The organism is Pseudoalteromonas luteoviolacea S2607, from assembly GCF_001625575.1.
In the GTDB taxonomy this organism is placed as follows: domain Bacteria; phylum Pseudomonadota; class Gammaproteobacteria; order Enterobacterales; family Alteromonadaceae; genus Pseudoalteromonas; species Pseudoalteromonas luteoviolacea_E.
Window position 1 is genome coordinate 107,651 of the sequence record NZ_AUXV01000007.1, and the last position, 25,208, is coordinate 132,858.

At 42.4% G+C, this 25,208-nt stretch carries 18 protein-coding genes; 7 read left to right on the forward strand and 11 right to left on the reverse strand.

What is annotated here, in order from left to right; genetic code table 11:
- The first annotated feature begins 62 nt into the window (after window positions 1–62).
- The 3 genes from N480_RS05995 to N480_RS06010 all read left to right on the forward strand — a co-directional run bounded on the left by N480_RS05995 (window position 63) and on the right by N480_RS06010 (window position 9,875).
- The gene (locus tag N480_RS05995) at window positions 63–2,732 is read left to right on the forward strand and encodes a TonB-dependent receptor domain-containing protein (RefSeq protein ID WP_063371618.1); all 2,670 of its coding nucleotides are present in this window, start codon (window positions 63–65) and stop codon (window positions 2,730–2,732) included.
- Window positions 2,733–3,444: 712 nt separating this feature from the next.
- Window positions 3,445–6,252 (forward strand): TonB-dependent receptor, encoded by a 2,808-nt coding sequence (locus N480_RS06000; RefSeq protein WP_063371619.1) that lies wholly within the window; start codon window positions 3,445–3,447, stop codon window positions 6,250–6,252.
- A gap of 794 nt (window positions 6,253–7,046) precedes the next feature.
- On the forward strand, window positions 7,047–9,875 hold the full coding sequence (locus N480_RS06010) for a TonB-dependent receptor domain-containing protein (protein ID WP_063371621.1): 2,829 nt from the start codon (window positions 7,047–7,049) through the stop codon (window positions 9,873–9,875).
- Between the two features lie 397 nt (window positions 9,876–10,272).
- Here the strand turns inward: N480_RS06010 and N480_RS06015 are convergent, their stop codons facing one another.
- The gene (locus N480_RS06015) at window positions 10,273–12,603 is read right to left on the reverse strand and encodes a DEAD/DEAH box helicase (protein WP_063371622.1); all 2,331 of its coding nucleotides are present in this window, start codon (window positions 12,601–12,603) and stop codon (window positions 10,273–10,275) included.
- Between the two features lie 103 nt (window positions 12,604–12,706).
- Between N480_RS06015 and N480_RS06020 the strand changes: the two genes are divergently transcribed.
- A complete protein-coding gene (locus N480_RS06020; protein WP_063371623.1) occupies window positions 12,707–13,543 on the forward strand; it encodes a M90 family metallopeptidase in 837 nt (278 codons plus the stop codon).
- Between the two features lie 78 nt (window positions 13,544–13,621).
- Here N480_RS06020 and N480_RS06025 read toward each other — a convergent pair whose 3' ends face one another.
- The 6 genes from N480_RS06025 to N480_RS06050 form a co-directional block, all read right to left on the reverse strand.
- Window positions 13,622–15,517: a DEAD/DEAH box helicase gene (locus tag N480_RS06025; protein WP_063371624.1), complete on the reverse strand. Its 1,896-nt coding sequence runs from the start codon at window positions 15,515–15,517 to the stop codon at window positions 13,622–13,624.
- Window positions 15,518–15,645: 128 nt separating this feature from the next.
- On the reverse strand, window positions 15,646–15,909 hold the full coding sequence (locus N480_RS06030; RefSeq protein WP_063371625.1) for a GrxA family glutaredoxin: 264 nt from the start codon (window positions 15,907–15,909) through the stop codon (window positions 15,646–15,648).
- A 122-nt stretch (window positions 15,910–16,031) separates the two neighbouring features.
- Complete coding sequence (locus N480_RS06035; RefSeq protein WP_063371626.1) at window positions 16,032–16,310, reverse strand: peptidylprolyl isomerase; 279 nt, start codon at window positions 16,308–16,310, stop codon at window positions 16,032–16,034.
- 171 nt (window positions 16,311–16,481) lie between these two features.
- Entirely contained in the window at window positions 16,482–18,554 is a 2,073-nt protein-coding gene (locus N480_RS06040; RefSeq protein ID WP_063371627.1) for a TonB-dependent receptor plug domain-containing protein, read from the reverse strand.
- Between the two features lie 112 nt (window positions 18,555–18,666).
- Complete coding sequence (locus N480_RS06045; protein ID WP_063371628.1) at window positions 18,667–19,152, reverse strand: TlpA family protein disulfide reductase; 486 nt, start codon at window positions 19,150–19,152, stop codon at window positions 18,667–18,669.
- Window positions 19,153–19,327: 175 nt separating this feature from the next.
- Window positions 19,328–21,052 (reverse strand): GNAT family N-acyltransferase, encoded by a 1,725-nt coding sequence (locus N480_RS06050; RefSeq protein ID WP_063371629.1) that lies wholly within the window; start codon window positions 21,050–21,052, stop codon window positions 19,328–19,330.
- A 167-nt stretch (window positions 21,053–21,219) separates the two neighbouring features.
- Between N480_RS06050 and N480_RS06055 the strand changes: the two genes are divergently transcribed.
- Together N480_RS06055 and N480_RS25585 are read left to right on the forward strand one after the other, a co-directional pair.
- Window positions 21,220–22,140, forward strand: coding sequence for a 2-hydroxyacid dehydrogenase (locus N480_RS06055; RefSeq protein WP_063371630.1), 921 nt, complete (start codon window positions 21,220–21,222; stop codon window positions 22,138–22,140).
- Between the two features lie 231 nt (window positions 22,141–22,371).
- Window positions 22,372–22,515 (forward strand): hypothetical protein, encoded by a 144-nt coding sequence (locus N480_RS25585; protein WP_196761458.1) that lies wholly within the window; start codon window positions 22,372–22,374, stop codon window positions 22,513–22,515.
- 47 nt (window positions 22,516–22,562) lie between these two features.
- Here the strand turns inward: N480_RS25585 and smrA are convergent, their stop codons facing one another.
- The 3 genes from smrA to N480_RS06070 all read right to left on the reverse strand — a co-directional run bounded on the left by smrA (window position 22,563) and on the right by N480_RS06070 (window position 24,175).
- Window positions 22,563–23,144, reverse strand: coding sequence for a DNA endonuclease SmrA (smrA, locus tag N480_RS06060; RefSeq protein ID WP_063371631.1), 582 nt, complete (start codon window positions 23,142–23,144; stop codon window positions 22,563–22,565).
- Between the two features lie 227 nt (window positions 23,145–23,371).
- Window positions 23,372–23,611: a hypothetical protein gene (locus N480_RS06065; protein WP_063371632.1), complete on the reverse strand. Its 240-nt coding sequence runs from the start codon at window positions 23,609–23,611 to the stop codon at window positions 23,372–23,374.
- Between the two features lie 102 nt (window positions 23,612–23,713).
- Entirely contained in the window at window positions 23,714–24,175 is a 462-nt protein-coding gene (locus N480_RS06070; protein ID WP_063371633.1) for a hypothetical protein, read from the reverse strand.
- A 92-nt stretch (window positions 24,176–24,267) separates the two neighbouring features.
- On the opposite strand from N480_RS06070, the gene N480_RS06075 reads away from it, so the two are divergent.
- A complete protein-coding gene (locus tag N480_RS06075) occupies window positions 24,268–24,651 on the forward strand; it encodes a response regulator (RefSeq protein ID WP_063371634.1) in 384 nt (127 codons plus the stop codon).
- Window positions 24,652–24,717: 66 nt separating this feature from the next.
- Here N480_RS06075 and rpsT read toward each other — a convergent pair whose 3' ends face one another.
- Window positions 24,718–24,978: a 30S ribosomal protein S20 gene (rpsT, locus tag N480_RS06080; RefSeq protein WP_010382487.1), complete on the reverse strand. Its 261-nt coding sequence runs from the start codon at window positions 24,976–24,978 to the stop codon at window positions 24,718–24,720.
- Between the last annotated feature and the right edge of the window lie 230 nt (window positions 24,979–25,208).

A 25,208-nucleotide genomic window follows, 5' to 3' on the forward strand; every position in this document is an offset into this window, starting at 1 on the left:
GCCAGATATAAAGACTTATAAAACTCAAGCTTACCAACTGTAGTAAGCCCAGGGAGAATCACATGTTGAACACTAAAGTTACTAAAGCTGTGCGTATTGCATTGGCATTTGGTGCAGCTTCTTCTGCTGCTGTCGCGAATGTAGCGATGGCTGAAGAAGGCGCTGAAAAAGTAGAACGTATCGAAATTACCGGTTCACGCATCAAGCGTGTTGACATGGAAGGCGCAAGCCCTGTTGAGGTTATCTCGACAGCTGAATTTGAGAGCCAAGGTCGCGTATCTGTAGCAGAGGCGCTGCAGAGCGTTACTTCAAATAGCTTTGGTTCAGTTGCCCCAACTTCTGGTAGCAGTGGGCAGTCACAAAGCACTGTGAGCCTATTAGGCGCTGGTGCTGGCCGTACGCTGGTACTAGTAGACGGTAAACGTTTAGGTGGTTCTCCATCACTTAATGCAGGTGGTGCAAACCTTAGCTCTATCCCGATGGCGGCAGTAGAGCGTATCGAGATTTTAAAAGATGGTGCATCTGCAATTTATGGTTCTGATGCAATTGCTGGTGTTATCAATGTAATCTTGAAAAAAGATTTTGAAGGTGCTGCATTCGATATTCAAGTTGGCCGCCCAGAGGCTGATGGTGGCGAGACGAAACAAATGTCTATGTCATTTGGTGTGAGCTCGGACAAAGGTAATATTACGTTTGTTTATGACCACCAGGAGCGTCGTGCAATCTTCGACCGTGACCGTTCATACACATCTGCGACGATGGAAGACTCAAACAACGACGGTGTAATCTCAATTTACAACGAAACAACGGGCATTAGTTATTTTGGTGCAACGGTTCAAGGTAAAGATGGTAACTATTTAGCTTCACCTAAGTGTGATGAGCTATCTAAAAATGTACCTGGGTTTGTTGGTAAGCTAGATCAAGGTAGTGCTTTAGGTGGTATTGGTAAAGGTGAAGTATGTGGTTATGCATTTGCAGATGTATCGGCAAACATGGCTTCTACAAAGCGTGATTCAATCATGACGAGCCTTACGTACGAATTAACCGATGACATCGAATTGTATGCACGCGGTATGTTTAGCCGTAACGATTCTTTTGGCCGTTACGCACCGCCAGCAGCTGAGTGGGAAAACATGGCTGCTGACAACGAGCACAACCCAACTAATGACGTAGTAAATGGTCAATTCCGTTGGTACCAACTGGGTAATCGTGACGGTGAAGTGACAGATTATCAACAAGACCTACTAATTGGTCTTAAGGGTATGGCTGGTGACACGGCTGAGTGGGAGGTGTCTTACCATAAAGCAAGATTAGACTACCGCACTGCTGGTCGCTATTACCTAAGTTATGCTGGTCTTGCATACAATGAGCTAAATGAAATTGATATGGGTTCAGAGGAAGGTATCAACAACATGCGTGCAACAACGTATGCTGAGAACCAAAGTGAACTGGATCACTTCTTTGCAGGCCTAGGTTTTGAGTTTGGTGAATTGCCAGGCGGTATGATCAGCCACTATGTGGGTGGTGAATATTTTGAAGAGATCTTATCTTCAAAGTATGATGCACAAAATGACGCAGGCTTGATCGGCGGTAATGCAGGTGGTTCTGGCCACGGTGAGCGTGATGTGTCTGCATTGTTTTACGAAGTAGCACTCCCAGTCCTAGATAACCTAATTGTAAGCGCAGCATATCGTTACGATGACTACAGTGACTTTGGTAGCGTTGGTAATCCAAGCATTAAGGTCGAATACCGCCCAATGGATGACCTATTAGTACGTGGTTCATACTCTGAAGGTTTCCGTGCTCCGACGCTAAAAGAGCTATACGGTGCTGACTCTGAAGGTAGCCCGACTACAACGGACTATGTTGCATGTCGTAATCAGCTTGGTGCAAATGCAACGCAATCACAAATTGCTCAAGCGTATGCGAAATGCCCTACGAGCTCATTCAAAGAAGTTAGGCAGAGCAACCCAGATCTAGGCCCTGAAGAGTCTACATATATCAACTTAGGTGTTGTTTACTCTGGCCTTGAAGACGTTTCTATCAAAGTGGATTACTTTGAACTAGAGGTGGACAACGTAATTTCACTGATCACTATCCAAGATTTAGTTCACTTGGAGAATGGCAATCGTCTTGATGAGATTTATGCAAAGTTCCCTGATGTGAGCTTAAGCCGTGGTTCAAATGGTTCTATTGCTGGTAAATCTTATACTCAGTCTGCGAATGGTTCATTTATGTCACGCAAAGGCTTTGATATTGATTTGTCATACAAGCTAGACACACACTTTGGTGAGTTTAAGTTTAAGAGCGTAACGACTCTTCTAACAGAAGTTGGTGAAGATGTTTACTTCTCTGGTCCAACTAGCGATCAGAAAGGTGGACCACAACAACCTGATTGGCGTTCACAATTCACAGTTAATTACTCTTTAGATAATTTCTCATTGAACTGGACGACTGACATTATTTCAAACACGTACGAAAATGACGTTGTACAGGTTGATGCAAATGACAACCCTTACATTGTGTACACGGGTAACTTGCCAACGTATGTGACTCACAACCTGAACATGAAGTTCTACACTGAGACTTACGGTACATTCACTTTAGGCGCGCGTAACTTATTCGACAAAGATGTACTATTTGATGAGAACGGTAAGTGGGTGGATGACGCAATGTATAACACCGGCCATATCGGAAGAGAGATCTTCGCAGGTTACAGTATCAGTTTCTAATCTAGAAATTAAACACGTAAAAGCCTCGAATTAATTCGAGGCTTTTTTTGATTATCCCTATCTCCAATAGTTTTGTCTCACACATCAATTCCATCTATACGCCAAATGTATTGCCTTACTTTAGGCTAGATTCAACTGTTGCATAAATTCAATTTAATCAGTGTGCATCTTTTTGTTTCTTAAATAGGTAAAAGATCAAGTAAAGGTTTATTCTGTATCCATTATGTAAACTGGATTCTGATTTACCTTGTTGTGTTTACTTTATTTTATCTAAAGTTGACTGTTAACAAAGGGATAACCTATGGGTTTTTACCTTGTTTTATTTTTATCTAACTGTTTTATAAGAGGTTATTTTTTAATTGTACACAGTTTGTTAATTGGGTACGGGTGGTTTTGGGTTATTATTGTGTTTTTTGATCTAGTTATCTGGGTGTATTGTTTTTGTAATTATTCTGGATATTCTGAGAATTTGAGCTAACCTAAAATATCTCAATTAAAAACAGGGGGTTAATGTTTTATATGTGTACCCAATGTAACTGATGTTGTTAGTTTATGTTTATTTTTGCAATGATATATGAAATAAAATTGTTGACGCTTCGGGTTTGGATTGTTTAGTATTCCTGCACCATGTTGCTGCAAGCGCAACAATAAAGATTTGGTTTACACCAATTAAATAATTATAACCACACAAATGTGGTCCAGGGAGATTCAAATGTTAAACAATCAAGTAACCAAGGCTGTGCGTCTAGCATTGGCTTTAGGTGCGGTATCAGCTTCTGCTGTTACTGTTGCAGAAGAAGCAGATACGCAAGAAGTAGAGCGTATTGAAATCACAGGTTCTGCTATCAAACGTACAGACCTTGAAGGTGCTTTGCCAGTAGACGTTATTGACTCTGCTGATATTGCAAAGTCAGGTGTAACGTCTGTACCTGACCTTATCGCAAACATCCCGTCAATGCAGGGCTTCACTGCTGCAGGTGAATCTGTAGGTGGTGGCGGTGGTGGTATCCAAACTGCTTCACTTCGTGACTTGGGCGCTGAGTACACACTTGTACTTATCAATGGCCGCCGTATGGCTTCTTCAGACTCAGGTTCAAGTATCGACATTAACTCAATCCCGCTTGCAGCTATCAAGCGTGTTGAAATTCTAAAAGATGGTGCGTCTGCACTATATGGTTCTGACGCAATTGCGGGTGTTGTTAACTTCATCCTCAAAGATGACGTGACAGACTTCACTATCACAGCTCGTCATGACAAGCCAAAAGATACTTCTAGCTCGAACTTTTCTTTCACAGGTGGTTTTGGTGATTTGAGCTCAGATGGTTTCAACATCATGGCAAGTTTAAGCTATGACCAACAAGATAACCTTCGCTCAGTTGACCGTGACTTTGCAAAAACTGGCTTTGTTGAATTCGAGCATGCTGGTCAAAACCTAATTGCTATTGCGGGTTCTTCAAACGCAATTCCAGGTAACGCATACGTTACTTATAATACTCGTGATGAAGATGGTAACCTTGTTCTTAATGACGCGGGCAAAAACGTTACTGCTACTTATTCTCTAAACCCTTATAGAGAAGCAAATGGTGACTGTCACGCAACAAGTGCACCTTCTGGTAATGCATGTCAATTCGACTACACAAGTACACTTGAAATCCAGCCGGAAAGCGAGCGTGTAAACGGTTTCTTACAAGGTACTTTCGCAATCAACGACGAAACAGAAGCATATGTAACGGCGTCTGCTTCAAAGTTTGAAATGACAACTCGTATTGCACCATACCCAACAGGTACTTTCTCACTTGATGCCGATTCAGCTCTAGTGCAAGAAAATGTTACTAAGTATCTACCAGAGAACGTTAAAGCGGATATGACTAGAGTTGCTGCACGTTGGCGTGTACTTCCTGGCGGTAACCGTACTGATGAGTGGAGCACAACGACTAACCATATCGTTGCTGGTGTACGCGGTGATTTCGGCGAATGGAACTATGATTTTGCAATCACAAGTTCAGGTGCTGAGCGTGAGCAAAACCGTATTACTGGTTACCCACTTGAAGAAGAATTCATGGCGCTTGTAACTTCTGGTGCAGTAGATATCTTCGCAGACCCTGCAAGCTTGACTGACGAGCAAAATGCAGCGGTTAGAAACACAATGTTTAGCGGCAACTGGGAAACAACAGATACTGATCTATTCGCTGTAGATGGTAAAGTGTCTGGTCCAATCGCAGAGCTTGACGCAGGTACTGTGTACATGGCTGCGGGTTGGGATTACCGTAAATCAAGCTACTCACTAACAAATGGTAAAGGTCAAAACGACGAAGTTGTTCTTTTTGAGTCGGCTGGTACTGAGTTTGACTTAGAGCGTGACAGCTACGGTGCATTCGTTGAAGTAGTAGTTCCAGTACTAGAGAACTTAGAAGTTACAGGTTCACTACGTTATGACGAAATTGGTGAAATCACTGATTCAAAGCGTACAGGTAACCAAACAGTTAACCAAAGCGTTGACGACACAACTTATAAGTTGAGCGTTTCATACCGTCCAACTGATGAGCTACTATTACGTGCTTCTTACGGTACTGGTTTTAAAGCTGCAACAATGCGTCAAATCGCTGCACCTCGTTTAGAGTTTGGTGTAACTGCATCAGCATATGAGTGTCCAGAAGGTTTGAGACAAGAGATCGCTCAATTCTGCTACACAGACAAACTTCAATATGATGTATATCGTGAAGGTAACGCGGATCTTCAGCCAGAAACTTCTAAGCAATATACTTACGGTTTCGTATGGTCTGGCGACCAAGGTACAAGTTTCGGTATGGACTACTGGAATGTACAGATGGAAAACCAGGTTACTCGTCTAACTCAAAACCAGATCTTCGGCGACCCAGTAACTTATGCTGAGTGGTTCACTACTAAGGTAGATCCAGGTACAGGTGACACTGTTGTTGCTATCATTCAGGCTGCTGATAACGTTGGTGAATCTAGAAACTCAGGTATCGATTGGCACTTTGATTTTACGACTGAATTCTCTTTCGGTACGCTTAAGTCTCAGTTAATGGGTACTTATATGATTGAGAGCGAAAGCCTACGTGTAGGTAGTGACAACATCTGGGATACAAGCCTAGGTCAAGTTGGTACAAACGAAGCTGTTACTTTCCGTAACATCGTAAACTTCAACAACACGTTCACGCACGGTGACTTCACTCACAGCTTCAACATCAAGGCTCGTAGTGGTTACACTGATGCACCAGCAAGCACAAGCTTCTATGTTGCTCAAGCTGATGATTGGAACGAGGCTGTTGATGGTAGTGTAATCCAGAAGCATGTTCCTGTTTACATGACTTTCGATTACCGTCTAGCGTATGCTTGGGGTGATAACGCAAACATCGGTTTCGGTATCAAGAACCTATTTGATAAAGAGCCTCCGTTCACGCTTAATGCTGCGGCAGGTCACCAAGTTGGTTATGACCCACGTTATGCAGATGCATACGGTCGTTCATTCTACTTACAAGCTGATTACACATTCTAATCTAGCCTAAGGTTCAAGCTTTGAGATTACTTACTCAAGGCTTGAATTTATAAGTCGATTTTTGAGTTCTTAGTAAGAAAAATTCGAAATTCATTATGAGTATGTAAGTACGGTACCTGAAATTTGTACATTAACGTTAGCTACTGTAACACAGCATACTTTTTTAATTAAAGACTGACTAAAAACCCCACACAAGTGGGGTTTTTTTTTCTTTGTTTTATTTCTTTTTTGTCAACTTTTTTGTTTATAAATTGTGTATGGTGTTTTCTTTGTGTGATTGGTTGGCAAACCTTTTACACCGCTGTTTTTACGTGAAACTGGCGTATGCTATTTATTCAATTGTCATCAAACTATTCAAAAAGTATCGCCTACCTCTTTGGGCGAAAGTGAATTTTTCTACATCATTCATGTAAAAGATTTCGGTGGGCGGTCTTTGTTTTATATGGGGTTTGGCTTGTTTTTTGGAACGGGTTATATCTCTGTGTATTGCTTGTATGAATGAGAGATTGGTCAGTCTAAGCTGGCCTGGTTAGTACGATTCTGCACGAATGTATAGTGTCGATAAGCCACATAAACGTTTGTTTATTAGTATTAATTTTGTTCAATTGATAATTGTGTAAAATGCAACTTTTGTTTGTTTCAATTCCATTTCACAAACTTGCATGGGTATTTACTTTGTGGTTACTATACCCGCGTTGTTTCATATGGGGTACACATAAAAGCAACCTGCTTAACCTTATATTGAAGTAAAAAATAAAATAAAAGCTTTGCAAAAAGCTCCAGGGAGAAAACAAATGTTAAACAATAGAGTTTCAAAAGCGGTTCGCTTAGCGATCGCATTTGGTGCTGCATCGTCAGCAACTTTCGCTGGCCAAGTTATGGCAGCAGGCGAAGAAGGCGCAGATAAAGTAGAGCGCATCGAAGTAACTGGTTCACGTATCAAAAGAACTGATTTAGAGACTGCTGTTCCAGTAACTACAATCGGTAAAGCAGAGATCGGTGAAACTGGTACTCTGAACATCCAAGACATTCTTTCTCGTTCACCAATTGCACTTGCGGGTTCTGACCAAACGTCTTCTGCATTCACAACGACTTCAGTTGGTTTGAACACTACTGAACTTCGTGGTTTGAGTGAAGAGCGTACACTTATTCTAGTAAACGGCCGTCGTTTCGTATCTGGTATGATCCCATCAGCTGGTTATGCAGTTGACTTGAACGCGATCCCAGCTCGCTTAATTGAGCGTATTGACGTCCTTAAAAGTGCATCTTCAGCTATCTACGGTTCTGATGCTGTAGCTGGTGTTGTAAACATCATCTTACGTGATGATATTGAAGGTGTAGAAGTATCAGGTCAAACAGGTCTTTCTGACCGTGGTGACCGTGAAAAGCACAGCTTAAACGTTACTCTAGGTAACACTTGGGATTCAGGTAACGCTTGGATTTCAATGGGTTATGATACGGATAAAGGTATTAAAGCTGTAGACCGTTCTTTCTCTGCTCGTGATATTGCAGCAACAGATGACGGTATTGTAGTTTCAAACTCAAGCTACCCACCGGGTGCTCGTATTCAGCACTCTAAGTTGACTGATGATGAAGGCAAGGCTATCCGTACTAGCTACAATGGTGATGGTACGCCGTATAACCACGCGCAAAACTCATTCAACCGTTCTGAGTTCCGTCAGTTAGCAACTCCTATCGAGCGTAAGTACATCTCTGGTAGCTTAAACATTGAAGTTTCTGACAATGTGACTGCATTTGCTGAATTCCAGTGGAACAACGCTGCAACTGATGGTTCAACAATTGAGCCGGTACCAATGAACATCAGTTCTGACGTTTGGAAAACTGACGTAGGTAGCCAAACTTTAGGTATGAGCATTGACTCACCGCTTATCCCAGATCTTCTTCGTACTAACCTACGTGCAGATGGCGTGGAAAACCTAAACGAAACATTATTTGTACGTCGTTTATTCGAATTCGGTCCTCGTGATACAAGCCTAGAGCGTGACACGACTCGTGTTGCTACAGGTTTCAATTGGGACATCGATGGTAACTGGGCACTAGATACATACGCGACTTACGGTCAAACAACGCAAACACAGCAAAATGGCGGTCAAATGAACGTTGAGCGCGCTCGTTTTGCTTTAGATGCTGAAGAAGTAGATGGCGTTATTCGTTGTAAAGATGAGCAAGCTCGCCTACAAGGTTGTGTACCTCTAAACCTATTTGGTGCGAACACTGTAACTCCTGAAGCGTTAGCGTATGTAACTTCTCCTGCTAAAGTTTACGGTAAAGTTGAACAGTCTGTTGTTTCATCAGTAATCTCTGGTGAGCTACCGTATGAATTTGACGGTGGTCTACTAGCAATGGCTGCTGGTGTTGAATACCGCTATGAAAAAGGTGTAGCACAACCAGGTGACCTTGCGCAGGTTGGTGCAGCTACGACTAACAAAGCGGCACCTACGTCTGGTAGCTTCTCAGCAACTGACGTATTTGTAGAATTCAGCTTACCAGTACTAGAAAATGTACGTATTGACTTAGCAGCTCGTGCTTCTGACCACTCTGTAGTAGGTGATACGTTCACTTACAACATCGGTGCTGAGTACCGTGCAACTGATACATTAATGCTACGTACTTCATATGCGACAGCGGTACGTACTCCTAACGTTGCTGACCTATATGGTGGTCGTGGTGAAACTTTTGCTTCAGTAACAGCGCCTTGTGACGGCCTTAAAGCGGACGGCACTGGTCTTGATAACGCGACAGTAGCAGCTAACTGTATGAAAGATCCAGCAGTTGCAGCACGTGTTCAAGAGCAAGGTATTTTTGAACTAACGCTTTTCGAAACTCAAGGTATCGGTGGTACTTTAGGTGGTTCTGAAGACGTAAAAGAAGAAACAGCTGATACGTTCAGTATCGGTGCTGTTTGGCAGGCAACTGACGAGCTAGCATTCACTGTTGACTACTTTGACGTGAAGATTGAAGATGCAATCACTCAGCTAACAAGAACAACAGTTATCACTCGTTGTTACGAAAGCACTGATTTCACAGTTGGATGTAACGGCGCATACGTTCGTAACCCGAACACAGGTGCACTTACTGACGTTCACACTTCATCTACAAACGAAAATACAATCGAAGTTTCTGGTGTTGACTTAGAAATCGATTACCGTGTTGACACTGATTACGGTACATTCGGCTCAGCGCTTATCTACACTTACACTGACAAGTGGACTACAACTAGCCAAACAACTGGTGCGGCTGAAGAGAGTGTTGGTGAAGTTGAAACTCCTAAGCATCGTTTCAACCTTAACCTAACGTACGGCTACGAAGATATCAATGCACGTTGGAGAGCACGTTACTGGCACTCTGTAGTTGATACTAACCAAACACAGCGTCTACCAGATGCATACCACAACATCGATTCAGTGATGTATCACGATGCATCAATCGGTTATAGCCTGTTTGACGATACTAAATTCACTTTTGGTATCAACAACGTATTCGACAAGAAGCCACCTCTACTTCCTCGTGGTGTGAGCTCTATGACGACTGCAAATACAAACTCACGTGCGTATGACATCGAAGGTCGTTCTTACTTCCTGAACTTCGAAACTAAGTTCTAATCGTAAGATAAAAGTCTTTTGAAAATTCAAAACCGGACACTAGTCCGGTTTTTTCGTTTTTGCTTTTGTCTACACTACTTCGTTACTTCAAAATGACGAGTAATGGCTTTTATTATTAAGAAGGAAGTACCAAAAGTTAGAGGGCCATTATAACCTTTCTACATTAACTAGCTTTCAATGCTCAATGTGATTTTATATAAGTAATCGAAGGCTCGGTTGGGTTAAAAGGCGCTATGCTTGCCTTAATATAAGGTGTTATTCTCGCTTTTTATTCTTTCAGTTTTTTCTTTGAGCTGGTTGTGTTTAATGAAATATACAAGCAGCTCAATATGGCATAGTAAGAGAGTGACTAGTTTAAAAAGTTAAGCTGCTTGGAAGTTGTGTCATGCACAATTTATTATTTTATATCAACAACTTTGCTTGCTTTTTTAAATTGAATTTTATACCCCGGCCAACTTGGCAGTTCCCAGCGCTTTGGGGCATCTTTTCTCGCGCCAGATATATACTCAATTAAGATTCGTTTAGATAAAAAGTTGTAGTTTACAGATAGCTTCAGCTCAGGAAGAGTGACTTTTATAGGGTGCTTTTCAATAAAAGGCGCTAATATCCAGCTTTCAACTTCTTGATAATATAAATCGCATTCTTCGATTAACTCTAAATCCTCAGCGTCATTAATACCAAGTTGTCGCAGTTTTGTATGAATATATAGATTAACGGATGGCAGGTTAATGTCGACTTTCTCATGTTGGTAGTAGAGCTTATGTTCCGCAAAGCTGCGGCTCAAAGTGTCATATAAACCAGGGAATAAGTCGCCGGACTCTATGAGTATGACACATGCATCGATCAGGTAGTCACCCTCTGCGATCATCGTTTGTTTAGAAATGGTTACACCCGCATACTGAAGATCTGCTTCAATTTGTATACCTCGTTCATCCATATATGCGTGACTTAGTATGGGGGTTGCTAGCCCCAAACTCGCCACAGATTTTAAAGGTATTGGCGCAGCTAGGGTTGCCATGGTCATTGCTTGCTTAATGCCTTTCCCGGCTAAAGCAAAGGTGTCTAATACCAACATGGCATCTGTGTTTTCGGTGACTCTGGACGTGTTCGAGGGCGAGACTTCAACTTCTCCATTTCCGAAGCCTCCACGGCGGTTTTGTCTTTTTACAAATACCCACTCAGGTTTTATGGCTGCTATGGTATTGATCAGTGCTGCTCTATCGTAACTAGCCGCGTGCTCTAGATCAGGAAGAGAAAAGGCCTCGCGCAATTGATTACTAAATTGTTTGGCTTCGTTTAACGCCTCTGATTCTATCTGTAACAAACCGTCCAGCTTGCCCCTGAGCAATGCGATTACGAGCTCTATGTCACAGCCATTCGGCAGCAGTGTGTTGAGCTGTTCGAGTTGCTCAAGATGATTTGGTAGCTGATAAACACGAGCGGGCACTGATATCACCGAGATAACATCAATCGCTGCTTGTTTAAGCGCGCCAGAAGGCATTTGAGCGATAATCTGTCCAAGTTCAGCGTCAACCGGTAAAGGGTAGAGTAAATTCCCCAACTTGGTAGCGATTTGTTGAGTATCTAGTGCACCGATACGGGTGAGTATTTTCAGGGCGCGTTCTTTAGAGGCGTCTGGAAGTGGGTCAATAAATGCTAGTGAGTCAACTCCTTGCGACGCGCACCCCGCGGCCAAGACGAGCTCTGTGAGGGCCTCTCTTTGTATTTCTGGAGGTGTGCGTTCAATAAGTGGCGCGTATTGACCGTAAAGTCTAATACAGAACCCAGCTTGTGTTCGACCAGCTCGGCCCAAGCGCTGCTTGGCTGAATCTCGACCAATGGCGTCTAACCCCAGAACTGTTTTGCCATTTCTAAGGTGGGTGCGTCTTTCTAAACCTGAATCAATGACGCATGTTACATTAGGAATGGTAAGAGACGTTTCCGCAACGTTCGTGGCGAGAATTATGCGCTGTTGTTGTTGCTGAGCTAGCGCCAGCTGCTGTTGTGATTTACTGCACCCGCTATAGAGAGGCACGACTAAAGCATCAAGAGACTTTAGTGCAGACTGGCATGATAAAATTTCCCCTTTACCGGGTAAAAAAACTAGGATATCGCCTTGCGTCTTTGCCTGAGCACTCTGGCAAGCAGCTACAACTCTGTCAGTGAGCTGCTCTTTTTTAGGCATTACTCGTGGCTCTTTGGCAATAAAACTTTCTTCTACGGGGTACATATTGCCTTCGCTGTGTAGGACCGGCGCATCCAAATAACGGCTCAACCTATCCGCGTTTAAAGTGGCGGAAGTAAGTATGAGTCGGTGTTGACTGTGCTGTTTGAGTAATGCGAGTAGTAAATCCATATCCCATCTGCGCTCGTGAAATTCATCAAGCACAACATGTGAAAAAGCAGCTAGCTTATCTTCAAAGTACCATCTAAGCGCGACACCTGGCGTGACAAAAATGATGTTTGTATCGTCGTTAAATATGGTTTCAAATCGAATAGCATAACCGACTTTCTCGCCCAGTGGAGTATGGCAGAGTGACGCTACATACTCTGCCAGTGATGTGCAAGCAATACGTCTTGGTTCAACGACGAGTACTTTGCCCTGAGTGGCGGCCCATATTGGTAGTTGCGTGGATTTTCCAGAACCCGTTGCTGCGGTGACCACAACATCTTGCTTTGAAATCGTGTTTAAAAATTGTTCTTTTATCGACTCGATAGGCAGCGACATGATTTTTATTTCTAGGTACTTTTTTCGGAATTTTACCAAAAAATTGTTGAAAAGGCGCTGAGATGCACACACTTAAATTAAAAAGCACAGTATATGAGCAAGTATGATTAATATAATGTTACTTATCTTTTTAGTAGTGTTTGTGGTGGTGTATTGGCGCCTAGACGACATTAAGAGATATTTTTGGCAAAGAAAATACCAGCAGCAGTCGCTGTCACGCGCTGATAAAAAAGTGCTTCTAAAGTATATGCCGATTTATCGCAATATGACTGACCGAGATAGAGAAAAGCTAGAAAAACACATTGTCTGGTTTTTAGGCGAAAAGAATGTACTGGGTCGGGATGGACTGACAGTGACACGACCGATGGCCTTGATTATAGCAGCGGATGCTTGTTTATTAGTGATCAATCAAGCATGGCCGCTATACCCAAACGTGAAAGAAATACTGTTATACCCAAGTCAGTATTATGCCCCGCAGACGAATAAAGACAGTGCAGGTCTGGTAAGTTACCACACTGCAGTAAGGCAGGGGGAGTCTTGGCCGGGGGGGACCCTCGTTTTGAGCTGGCACGACGTGCTTGAAGGTAATCGTTTGCCCGGTGATGGTCATAACTTGGTGTTTCACGAATTCGCACATCAACTCGACCAGCAAGCTGGGAATACCAATGGCACACCTGAATTGCCAAAAGAAATTAGCTATAAACGGTGGGGTGACGTGTTAGGGCGTGCTTACAGTCAACTTAAAATGCAGTTAGCATACCATATGCCTCATGTGATACATGAGTATGGGGCGACCAATGAAGCAGAATATTTTGCGGTGCTGACAGAAACTTTTATTGAGAAACCAATTGAACTCAAGCAAGAGAACCCTGAGCTGTTTAATTTATTAGTGAGTTATTTTCGCTTTGACCCGAGGGATTGGTTGGGGAGGGCCGTATGATGACAATAAATGGTTATATCGTATTCTGAAAACAAAAAAGCCGCTAACTAAAGCGGCTTTTTTTAGTCATCAATCAACTTAAGAGAAGTTGATTTCGTTACGCTCGTTGCTATTTTTACGGCGGTTATCACGGTTACCATCTCTGTTACCGTCACGGCGCTTGTCGCTACGAGGGTCACGGAAGCTACGCTTACCGCCATCACGACGTTCACCACGCTCTTCAAAGCGACGGCCACCATCACGACGTTCGCCACGTTCTTCAAAACGTCTACCACCTTCACGGCGATTGCCACCATTACCACGTGCTTGGTCGGCAGGGTGTGTGCTCTTCGTCATCTTCATTGGGCGTTGACAAATATGAACACCTTGGAAATGAGTTAGCGTTTCAGCTGGCATATCCTGAGGAAGCTGAACGGTGCTGTGCTCATCAAACAAACGGATTTCACCGATAAACTTGCTTGAAATATCAGCTTCGTTCGCAATTGCGCCCACAATATTCTTAACTTGAACACCATGCTCACGACCCACTTCAATACGGTAAGTATCCATAGGTGCAGAGCTATTGCGGCGGCCTTTTCTGTCACCACGTTCACCGCGTCTGTCATCACGACGATCACCACGGTTACCGTCGCGGTCACGACGCTCGCGTTGTTGAACTTTAATTTCTTCAACTTTAAGCGGAGACTGCTGCTGTGCTAGGCAAAGTAGTGCAGCTGCCAGTTGTTCTTGGCTTAGCTCTAGCTTCTCACCTAGGCCTTGAGCAACTTCACTGAAGAACTCAATGTCTTTGTGATCAAGTGACATGCTAAGCTTATTCTGAAGTGCTTCAATACGTTTTTGCTCAACGATTTTTGCACTTGGAAGCTCTACTTGCTCGATGTCTGAGCGAGTATGACGCATGATGTTACGTAGTAAGTAACGCTCGTTACCTTTTACGAACAAGATTGCTTTACCTTTACGACCAGCACGGCCAGTACGACCAATACGGTGAACATAAGCTTCGCTGTCTTGTGGGATATCGTAGTTGATAACTAGGCTTAGGCGGTCAACATCTAGACCACGTGCCGCAACGTCTGTCGCGATAACGATATCTAGTAAACCACTTTTCAGTCTTTCAACCGTGCGCTCACGTGCCTGTTGGTTCATGTCACCATTAAGTGGTGCAGCAGAGAAACCTTCTCGCTCAAGAAGCTCAGCAAGCTGAACAGTATCGTTACGAGTACGGACAAACACGATAGAAGCATCGTAATCTTCCGCTTCTAAGAAACGTACGATTGCTTTGTTTTTATGTGTAGTTGCACGCCAGTAAACTTGCTCAATTGTGTCAACAGTTGAGTTACGTGGCGTGATTTTTACTTGCTCTGCGTTATCTAAGTACTTAGAACAAATAGATTGGATCTGCTTAGGCATAGTTGCAGAGAAAAGGCATGTTTGCTTTTCTTCTGGTGTTTTTTCCATGATGTTTTCAACATCATCGATAAAGCCCATGCGTAGCATTTCATCGGCTTCATCTAATACCAATGCATTTAGGTTTGATAGATCAATGGTCTTACGGTTGATATGGTCGATTAAACGCCCCGGAGTTGCCACGATGATCTGTGCGCCACGGCGAAGTGCACTTAATTGCACGCCATAGCTTTGTCCACCATATAGCGCAAGTACTTCTACGCCTCTGGTGTACTTAGCATACTGCTCGAATGCCTCTGCAACTTGCAATGCAAGTTCACGAGTCGGAGTCAGTACTAAAATTTGTGGTTGCTTAACGGATGCGTCAACATTGTTTAATAGCGGCAGTGCGAAAGCTGCCGTCTTGCCCGTACCCGTTTGCGCTAGTCCCAGCACGTCCTTTCTTTCTAGCAATAACGGTATACATTGAGCCTGGATCTCAGAAGGTGATTGATATCCTAGCTCTTCGACTGCTTTAAGGATTGCAGGAGAAAGGTCTAAAGATTCAAACGTTACTGGTTCTGACATTAATGCGCCTCAACAATTTAAAAGAGGCGGCATTGTACAGTAAAGAAAAAATAAATGCTTGTATAAATTGGCATTAAATTTGTAGGTGCTTGATATAGGCCAAAAAATAAACAAAAGTTTTTTTGGGCCTACTGGTATAAGCCCAAATTTTCTTTGGCATAAGCCTCAAAATCGTCAAAACCACCAATGTGATCTTGGTCGACAAAGATTTGTGGGACCGTGTTGCAAGGCTTACCTGCAGACTTTTCTAGGTCCGCTTTACTGACGCCTTCTTTATTAATATCAACGTAGCGAAAGTTAAAGTCGTCTCTCGCGTCTTTCAAGCGAGTAGCAAGATCTTTTGCACGTACACAGTAAGGGCAGCCTTCACGACCAAAAATAACAGTAAACATAATTCAACTCTCTCTTAGTATTTGCAATGACAATAAGTATAGTGCAACTAAGTTTAATGAAAATTGATTAAAACCTATTAGCGCAATCTGTTTTTTAGATTGGAGTGTATGGTTTTCGACAGTTATGAACGATAGACAGTCTTAATTAAATGAAAGCCAAACTTTGTTTTAACAGGACCATGCACTTCGTAAAGCGGTTTTTTAAATACAACGTCGTCAAATGCTTTAACCATGTCGCCTTTATTAAACTCACCTAAGTCGCCACCTCGTTTTTTCGAAGGACAAGTCGAGTGTTGTTTTGCAAGTTTATTGAAATCACCGCCTTTGTCTAACTTAGCTTTAATCGCTAAGCATTCTTTTTCGGTTTTTACTAGGATGTGATAGGCGCAAGCTTTTGGCATGAAAATACTCCAGGGTTTGAAACGTGCAGATCATGCAAGGCGTTGGCGAAAAACGCAAGTGGCAATTGCTTGCTCGCCATGCCTTATTTAGGAGAGTAGGTTGTTTGTCAGAGAGATAAGAGGTGACGGTGTCTATCACCTCTTGCTTAGTTCAGTGACTAAATCTTACATCTAGAACGTGACACTAAAGCCAATAGATGGCCTCATTTCAAAATCATCATTTTCTTCTTTGATATATAAATCGTTCACAGATTTCACTTTGTCATAATCTAAATCTATGTATGCTACGTTGTCTTGACCATAAGCGTTCATTAATTCAAAAATTAACTTACCGTCTAGCCCAAATAGCTGTGTTTTTCGCTCAAAACGCACATCTAGACGGTGATAGGTTTTAAAGCGCTCTGAAAAGGGGTCTCCGTAGACAGGTAAGAAACGGTCTTCATGATCTGGGTTTTCTCTTACGCCGACAATGGGTGTGTAAGCTTGACCACTTCGGGCCGTAAAGTTAAACCCACCTTGCCAAAGTTCATTTATTTCATAGTGGAATACGGCGTTGAAAACCAATGGCGTGTCAGCGTAGTAATCACGAGTGATATTACGGCGTAAATCAGTACGCTCACTTTTTGCATAACTGAGTGCTACCCAACCATACCAGTTATCCGTTTTGTTCTTGTTAATTAAAATATCAACCCCATACGCCCTGCCTTCTACTTGGTTGTTGTAAAGCAGGTGTGCATCTGGACCATCATCAATTGCCAGTGGCAGATCTTCCATGGTTTTATAGTAACCTTCTATCGACCATGACCATTCATTTTCAAGCTCTTGCCTAAAGCCTAACGTGCTATGTGTGGCAACTTGTGATTTAAGTTTTGGGTTGCCAATCTCAGGCAGGATATGCTCTACATCTTGCATGCGATTGTAGCGTCCAATCTTCGCAGAGATGACACTATTTGGTGTTACAAAGTAATTCACAGCAGCTCTGGGAGAAGTAAAGGTTTCGTCTGTATAACGATTGTGCTGACTTTGCACACCCACTTCAGTTTGCCATAGCGCATTGGGTTGCCAAACATGAGTTACTCCGACAAACCCTGAGTCCACATCAATACTGCGCTTTCCAGAAATACGTTCACCTTTTTTAAGGTCGCAATCTGGGTCTAACTCGGTACAAAGATATTGAAAGGTATCGTATTCATATGATGTTTCGTTATCAAAGTAAGCGGCGTCAAAGATGAATCTATTTTCGTTATTGAGCGTGTAGTTAAGTCTTGCTTTATAGGTATATTGTTTTTCACTTTCCTGTTCAAAAAAGCCCGATGTTTTGGTCGCTAGCTTACCGTACTCTAGGCGACCAGAATGGTCTAGTGCACCTACCCCAACACGTAAGTGAAACTTTTTATTGTAATGGTCCCAGAGGATATTTTGGCTATTGAACTCGCGAATAAATCTAGCATCCCCTTGGAACTCAGGGGTTTTTTGAGCTAATTCAGAGCGTTCATTGAACCCTGCCGCAGCCGAGTCCTCAGCGCCAGTAAAGTTGAAGGTCAACGTATTGTTGCTGTTAATGTCCCAAAGAAACTTGCCTTGGTAATCATGATCATCTGGCGCATCATTGACGATAATACCATTTGGCTCACCGTCATCATCTTCCAGCTCTTCCCCTTCACTAAAAAATAGCGGCAAGGTACTCTTTCGTCCTGAAACATAAAATGCGGTATTTTCTGTTGCTTGACCCTCAACAAAAAAACCAGCATTAAACATGGTGAAGTCTAAGGTAGTTGTGATTGGCTGGTATTTCGGGTTACGTAGCGTTACATCGAATACAGCACCTGTCGCATTACTATACCCGGCGCCATAGCCTGCTGAATATAGTTGAAAGTCTTGGATAATATGACGATTGAAAATAGAGCTACCAAAATCGTGGAATATGTAGCCTGCGGGCATAAAATCGACTTCGAACATATTATCACTTGGAGATGAGCCTCTTACGGCGGGTTCACTCATAGAACCACCGGCTGCAACAACGCCGGGTAAAGCATATACTGCTCGCAATGGGTCGCCCATAGCTCCAGGCATTTCAATCAGCTTTTCAGTATCTTCGGTTATTTCAGAAGTTATAGAGCTGCGTTTATAAATAACTTCAATGTGCTCCATATCTTTTTCTTGAGACTGTGCAGTGGCTGACATGGCCATGCACAGCATCAATGGCGATAAGGCAAAGCGTTTTAGAGCGGTGGGTGCAATCATTGTCGAGTCCCTTTGGAGTAGTAGTAGTTGATTTCGCGGGACAGTTTAAGCAATAAAAGCGTTTATTTATTTGGGCTTTAGGTAATAAAGTGTGTGGAGGTTATACACTTTTTTACAAGCGTAATCGAATACCTAGCTCGCTGGAGTATCCAATAGAACGTTCGATAATTTTTAGCTCTGGATCCATAACATAATAGGTGGGGTAAGCTTTGACTTTATAATCTGACGCTGTTTTTCTATTTCCCAGTAGGATTGGCATGCTGAGGTTTAAATCTTTACTGAATGCTTCAATCTCTTCAATGCTTTGAAAATCTAACGCGATAGCAACGGCATTGACCTTACCCAGTCGATGAAGCTTATCGATGTTTGGCATGCTATAGCGGCAAATATTGCACCAAGGCGCAAAGAAATAGACAACCGAGCGTTCGCCTTGCAATTGACTGATGTTGTATCGCTGTGACTCGTCACTCATTAACGGAAGTGAGAAATATGGAGCCGATTGCCGACCATCATCCTCAAGCATACCAAGCTCTTGGTAGGTGAACGCAGCAGACAATACGACAACAAAGATGATGACATTAACTAGATATTTAATCATTATAGGCGCTTAAAATGCCTTATTCATTTATGGAGACCGAGCGCCAGTATAAAAAATTGCAAAACGCTTGCAAGGTGTTTATTCCGAATCAAGCAACATTTATCGTAAGATTATGTTGCCAGCGACAAGTTGAATTTGTGCTGACAACACAAGAGGTGGCAATCTCTGGCGGGGCTTAAGCCTGATATATGTTTTCCCCAAGATAGCGCTTGGCTTTGTTAGCTTTTAGTTTGGTTAAGTCAACTAGTACAAGCCCATCGATACAATTGTTAAAATCTGGGTCAATGCTAAAGCTTAAGAAGTTTGCACCATTTTCCTCACACAGCTCGGTATATTGTTTGAATAACGTCGGTACCTGAGCGCCCATATTGGCGAGAATGTGTTTTAACTCGGCAAAGTCTTCTTTTACATCTTCACCACTGAAGAGGCTTTGGCAAGTGCTGAGCTGCGATTGACTTAATTTAAATTCGTTGTTTGGCATCGCAAGCTCAGGCAGCTGCGAAAAATAGTGCTGATAATGATATACCAGCATTGCCTTGGCTTTGTCTGGCAATGAGTTTGACAGGCTGACAGGACCAAATAAATAGCGGTGTTCTGGATATCTTTTAATAAACGCACCAATTCCATACCAAAGATAATCCAAGCTTTTTCTGCCCCAATATTTTGGCTGTACGAAGCTTCTTCCCAATTCTAAACCTTGGTCAAAGTACGATTGCATGTCATCTTTGTAAGAAAACAGGCTACTTGTATAGAGACCTTTAACGCCGTGTTCCTTGACCACTTGTCGGGCACTGGCTAGACGGTATGCCCCAACCAGTTCAAGCTGTTTGGCATCCCAAAGGACTAGTTGCTGATAGTACATATCATATTTATCGGTGTCTCTGCGTTTACCGCTGCCTTCTCCTACTGCGCGAAATGCAATTTCCCTCAACCGGCCAAGTTCTCTAAATATGGCCGAACTACCTTGGTACTGGTAAAGGTAGATTTGCATACCGTCCGCAGTTTCGCCGAGTCGCTCACATTGTTCTATGGCCTTTTTAAGCTCTTTTTTACATTCCGGCATTGCAATGGGGGTTTGCGTTTTGAGCGGCAGCGACTTTTTACTGTTGAGTCGATACAGCTGTTTACGTATCAATGCGACGACTTCTTTATCTTTTAGGTTATCTAGTCGATATGATGTAGGGGGAATGCTCGCACCGATTTCAAACTCGAGAGACTTTTGTCTTTGTTTGAACATTTCCTTGACCAATAACAGGCTGGCCAAGGGTTTATAGATCATAGATGTGCCATAAAACAGCGGACTGTTTTTGGCCTTAATAAAAATAGGCAGAATTGGACAATTTGCCTTTTTAGCCATGCGTAAAAAGCCGCTATTCCATTTGCAATCTTTGATGCCCGTCGGGCTGAGCCTTGAGACCTCTCCTGCTGGAAAGATGAGCAGTGCTCCCTCTGCTTTTAGATGTTTTTGGATGTTTGCTAATTCTTGCTTCCTACTTGCGTTAGAAAGATTATCGACAGGCAGTAGTAAAGAGTGCATAGGTGTAATAGACATTAGCATCCTATTTGCGACTACCTTTAAGTCGGGGCGAGCTTTTGCCAGCACTTTTATTAATGCCAGCGCGTCCAATGAGCCAATTGGATGGTTGGCGACGATGACAACACTGCCCTCACTTGGAATATGCTCAATTTGTTTAGGCTTAAATCGTGCGTCGAAATCAAGCTCTTCCAAAACTTGCTCAACAAATTCAAGCCCTTCCAAGTGTGGGTAAGTATCTGCGAATGCAACAAATTCCTGTTCGTGTAAAAGGTAACCAAGTCCCTTTTTAACGAGCCCTTTAACTTTTGGTGAATTTTCTAGCTGAGGTAGGTTGGCTTCGATCACTTTATCGACACTGATCATAAATTTTCTCTACGGCTTTTTTTATAGAGATTAAGAATCAACTATGACATTGATGTTGCATACTTATGTCAGTTTTATGGTGATACGTTTTTAATGTTCTGGGTATCCTCTAAAACACAGGCAGCGTTATAATAGCCGCGAAAAGATTAATTGAGGAGAACAACTGTATGTCGGTACTGGTTTGTGTGACTGGAAGAAACAATGATAAATTAATGGCGAAGCTGAGTGATGCAATACCGGACGTTAAAATTGAGCAGTGGCCACATTGTGAAGATTTAAACCGCGTACAATTTGTGTTGGCGTGGAATGCGCCTGATGACCTTTGGCAGCAATTACCCAATCTAAAAGTCGTTCAATCTTATGGCGCGGGTGTTGATGGTATTGCGCTTGATAGGTTAAAACCCTGTGTGTCTGTCGCGAGAATTGTCGATCAACAGTTAAGTGTGGACATGGCGGAGTATGTCTTGTCTCATGTACTTGCGCACAAACTAAGGCATCGTGAATATGCGGCAAATCAGAATGAGGGGTATTGGAAGCCTCGTCGTGCATTGGGAGGCAAGGAAATTGGGATACTTGGCCTTGGGGAATTAGGTACAGTGACAGCTGAAGCATTGGTTCGTCATGGTTTTTCAGTACGGGGCTGGTCGCGCTCGCAAAAAGCACTGCCTAACGTGTCGTGTTATGCTGGGGAAGCACAATTGGAGACGTTTTTGTCTGAGGTCGACTACTTAGTATGTTTGCTGCCACTCACTCAACAGACTAAAGGTATACTTAACGCTCAGTTGTTTTCTATGTTACCGGCAAATTGTGTGGTGATAAATGTTGCAAGAGGTCAGCACTTGGTTGAGCAGGACCTACTGGCTGCATTAGACAATAATGAACTTGGTGGCGCTGTATTAGATGTTTTCTCAACAGAGCCCTTACCTGACAATCATCCTTTTTGGTCTCATTCGAAAGTAACCGTGACACCGCATGTGGCGGCAGTAACCAATATGGATACTGTTGTTGCGCAAATTGCAGCGAACGTTCATGCATGTTTGGACGACACGCCTCTTGAGAATCAAGTCAATTTGAGCAAAGGATATTGAGCGCACATACCGTACGAAATGATTGAAACGTGATGATTTTTTGTTTGAATTATTCTCAATTAATTAGTTTACGGGCTTTGCGCCAGACAGAGATATTTAACTGTTTGATTTGTAAGTAAATGTAAGTAAGAGTAATTCTAGTTTACAAAATTACTGTATAAAAAAACATCTTGAGACGTGCTGTGAGTTTCAGTATGTTAGAAAAAAAACAATAATAAACAGGAAAATACAATGAAAAACGGTCAAGGTGGTGTAAAGCTCTCTTTTGTCGTTATTTCAGTTGTCGCGTTAGGTGTATCAGCGTGGTTTAATCAAGCTCAGGCTGCTCAAGTTGACACCTGTAACATCGCGCATTTCTTACAGCTTGGCGAATGAGATTGGGGCAGAACGCCCCAATTTTAATTAGGTTTAAGCGCTTCACGTTATCTTTTGGCGTGAATTTCCCTATTTTCTAATTTCTTTTCGTCACTCTTTTTCAATAATGTATAGGTAGACCCACTGCCACCATGGCAAGTCAATGCCGAGTGAAACGCAAGGACTTGGGGCATTTCTTGCAACCACTTATTACAATAGCTTTTTAGTATTGCGGGAAAAGGCTTGCTCTTTAAGCCAATACCATGGCGGATCAACAAAACTCTAATGTTACGCTTTTGGCAATCGGTAACAAACTCGAACAGAGATTGGCGTGCCTCAACGAATGTTTTGCCGTGTAAATCAAGGGTCGCATCGATTTGATACTTGCCAAGGCGGAGGTTTTTATAGACCCCTTCTTGAACGCCATCTTTCTTATAACCAAGTTGGTCATGAGGGTCGAGAAGATCAACATATTCCGTAGAAAGAAAGTTGGGGTCAAAATCTAACTCTTTTTGTGCTGCAGCGCGTCTAGCAAGCTGTGCGTCGCTAGGCTGATTTTTGTGGCGTTGAAGTTGTGCTTTATTATCTTGTGCTAACGGGACAACGTCGCCCATGGAAGCTAAAAATAGCTCTTCATCTGTCATGGCCATGATAACTCTCCAGTACAGTACAATTTCCTCGATTCTAGCTTAACAGTGGTACATTTGAATAGAGCTACCAATGCGATTGCTGCTTTTTTCGCTACTCGCCAGAGGTATGGAAATAAATTACACATTAAGTGGGGGTTGTATGTGAATAATTATTTAGTAAATTTTAATAGATATTATTTATGGTTTATTGCCGGAACGTTTGAGTTCCGGCGGAGGAATTTTTGGTCTTAGTTAGCGTCGTATTGCTCTGTTGTAAAAACTTTAAATAGATAAAAAGAGTTGATCAATATTAAGCCTAAGTTAGAAATCACCGAAGTATTCATAAGATCCAGACTAAACAATACAAACAGCAAACTACAAGCCATAACGGCAGCTATACGCAGTAATGTACGATGATTGATGAAGAGAGCTCCAAATCCCAGTACTAGCAGTAATGTATTTAGTAACCAGTCAAACTCGTTAGTCATGATCTTAAAATAACTCCATAAATGATTGCAAAGGGGCGCCATTATGCGCCGCTTTTTTATTCACTACAAACGAGTAATTTTATTCTTTTCGGATTAGTTTTTTTAATCCAAAATTAGATTCTTCATTGCGGCTATGAATCCTTCTTTTTTGATAATTGCATATTTTTGACATGTGTCTGGGTTAGACACATCTTGACACAAATAAAGTGTATCCCTATCAAGTGCTGGAATAGGTTGTAAAACAGAGTCGAAAAGGACAGGTTTTACACCAGGAAGACCTGGCCAATACACGCTTTGCGCCACTAATCCTAGCTTCTTGTAGGTGATCAGCTGTGGCTTAGGGAAAAGAATGGCTATAACGGCCAGTATTCCAATAAATATCAATTTTTTAACACCTTTTTTAGCGGGTGCCTCTGCGGTTGCTGCTTGAAGAGCTTGTTGTTGAAGTGCTTGTTGGCGCATTTTTTGTTGTGGCGATAGACGTTGCTTTTTCTTTTTTGCTGCTTGTTGCTTTTGAAACTCGCTTTTATTCAGGAGTGTTTGTTTTTTTGGGTTAATTGCCATGCTTAGGTGTAGCCTTTTAGTTGCAGGACTCTATAATAGTTCTATGCTATAGATGATAGCGCATTTCTAATTACTAGCCCACGGGAAAGGATATGGAACAACAAATCTCTATTCTCATTGTTGATGATGTAGGAACTGTTAGAAGCTTTTTGCATCAAACATTGATGCATCTGGGAATCGACAATGTCACAGAAGCCTCTACAGCGAAACAGTGTATAAGTGCGTGTGAAGAACGTCATTTTGATATTGTTTTTTTAGATATTGAATTACCTGATGGAGATGGTAAAGAACTTATTGCCGAGCTGGCACAGATAAATCCGGATATAAATGTTGTGATGGTGTCTGCACACTCCACAGTAGATAATGTCAAAGATGCAATTGAAAGGGGAGCAAAAGGGTTTGTGGTAAAACCGTTTTCACCGAAGAAAATAGCTGCAATGTTGAAGAAATTCTACCCTAAATTAGAAATAGCTTAAATATTGCCGTCTTACAGGCATAAAAAAACCGACTTACGTCGGTTTTTTTATATCCATTTCCACAGATTATAGCGCTTTAATTTTAGCAGCTAGGCGGCTCTTATGACGAGCAGCTTTATTCTTGTGGATTAGACCTTTAGTTGCGTAGCGGTCAAGGATTGGAGTTGCAACAGCGAATGCTTGCTGTGCAGCTTCTTTATCACCAGCTTCAATAGCAGCGATTACTTTTTTGAAGTAAGTACGCATCATTGAACGACGGCTTGCGTTGTGCTGACGACGCTTTTCGCTAGTGATAGCGCGTTTTTTTGCAGACTTGATGTTAGCCAAGGTATGCTCCTAACAATCTTTTAAAAATAAGCTTAGTTTAAAGGCCGAGGACTATGCCTGTTTTATGATCCAATGTCAATAAAAAATAACCTGTCCGGCCTAAATGTTTCATGCGGAAGACACGCGGTTTTTTACCCAATTTAAAATAAGTTAAAAATTGCGTGTTCCTATCTGTCTGTTTTGACTATCTCCTTAACCTTAGGCCCTCGGCAACAGTGGTAACAGACTAC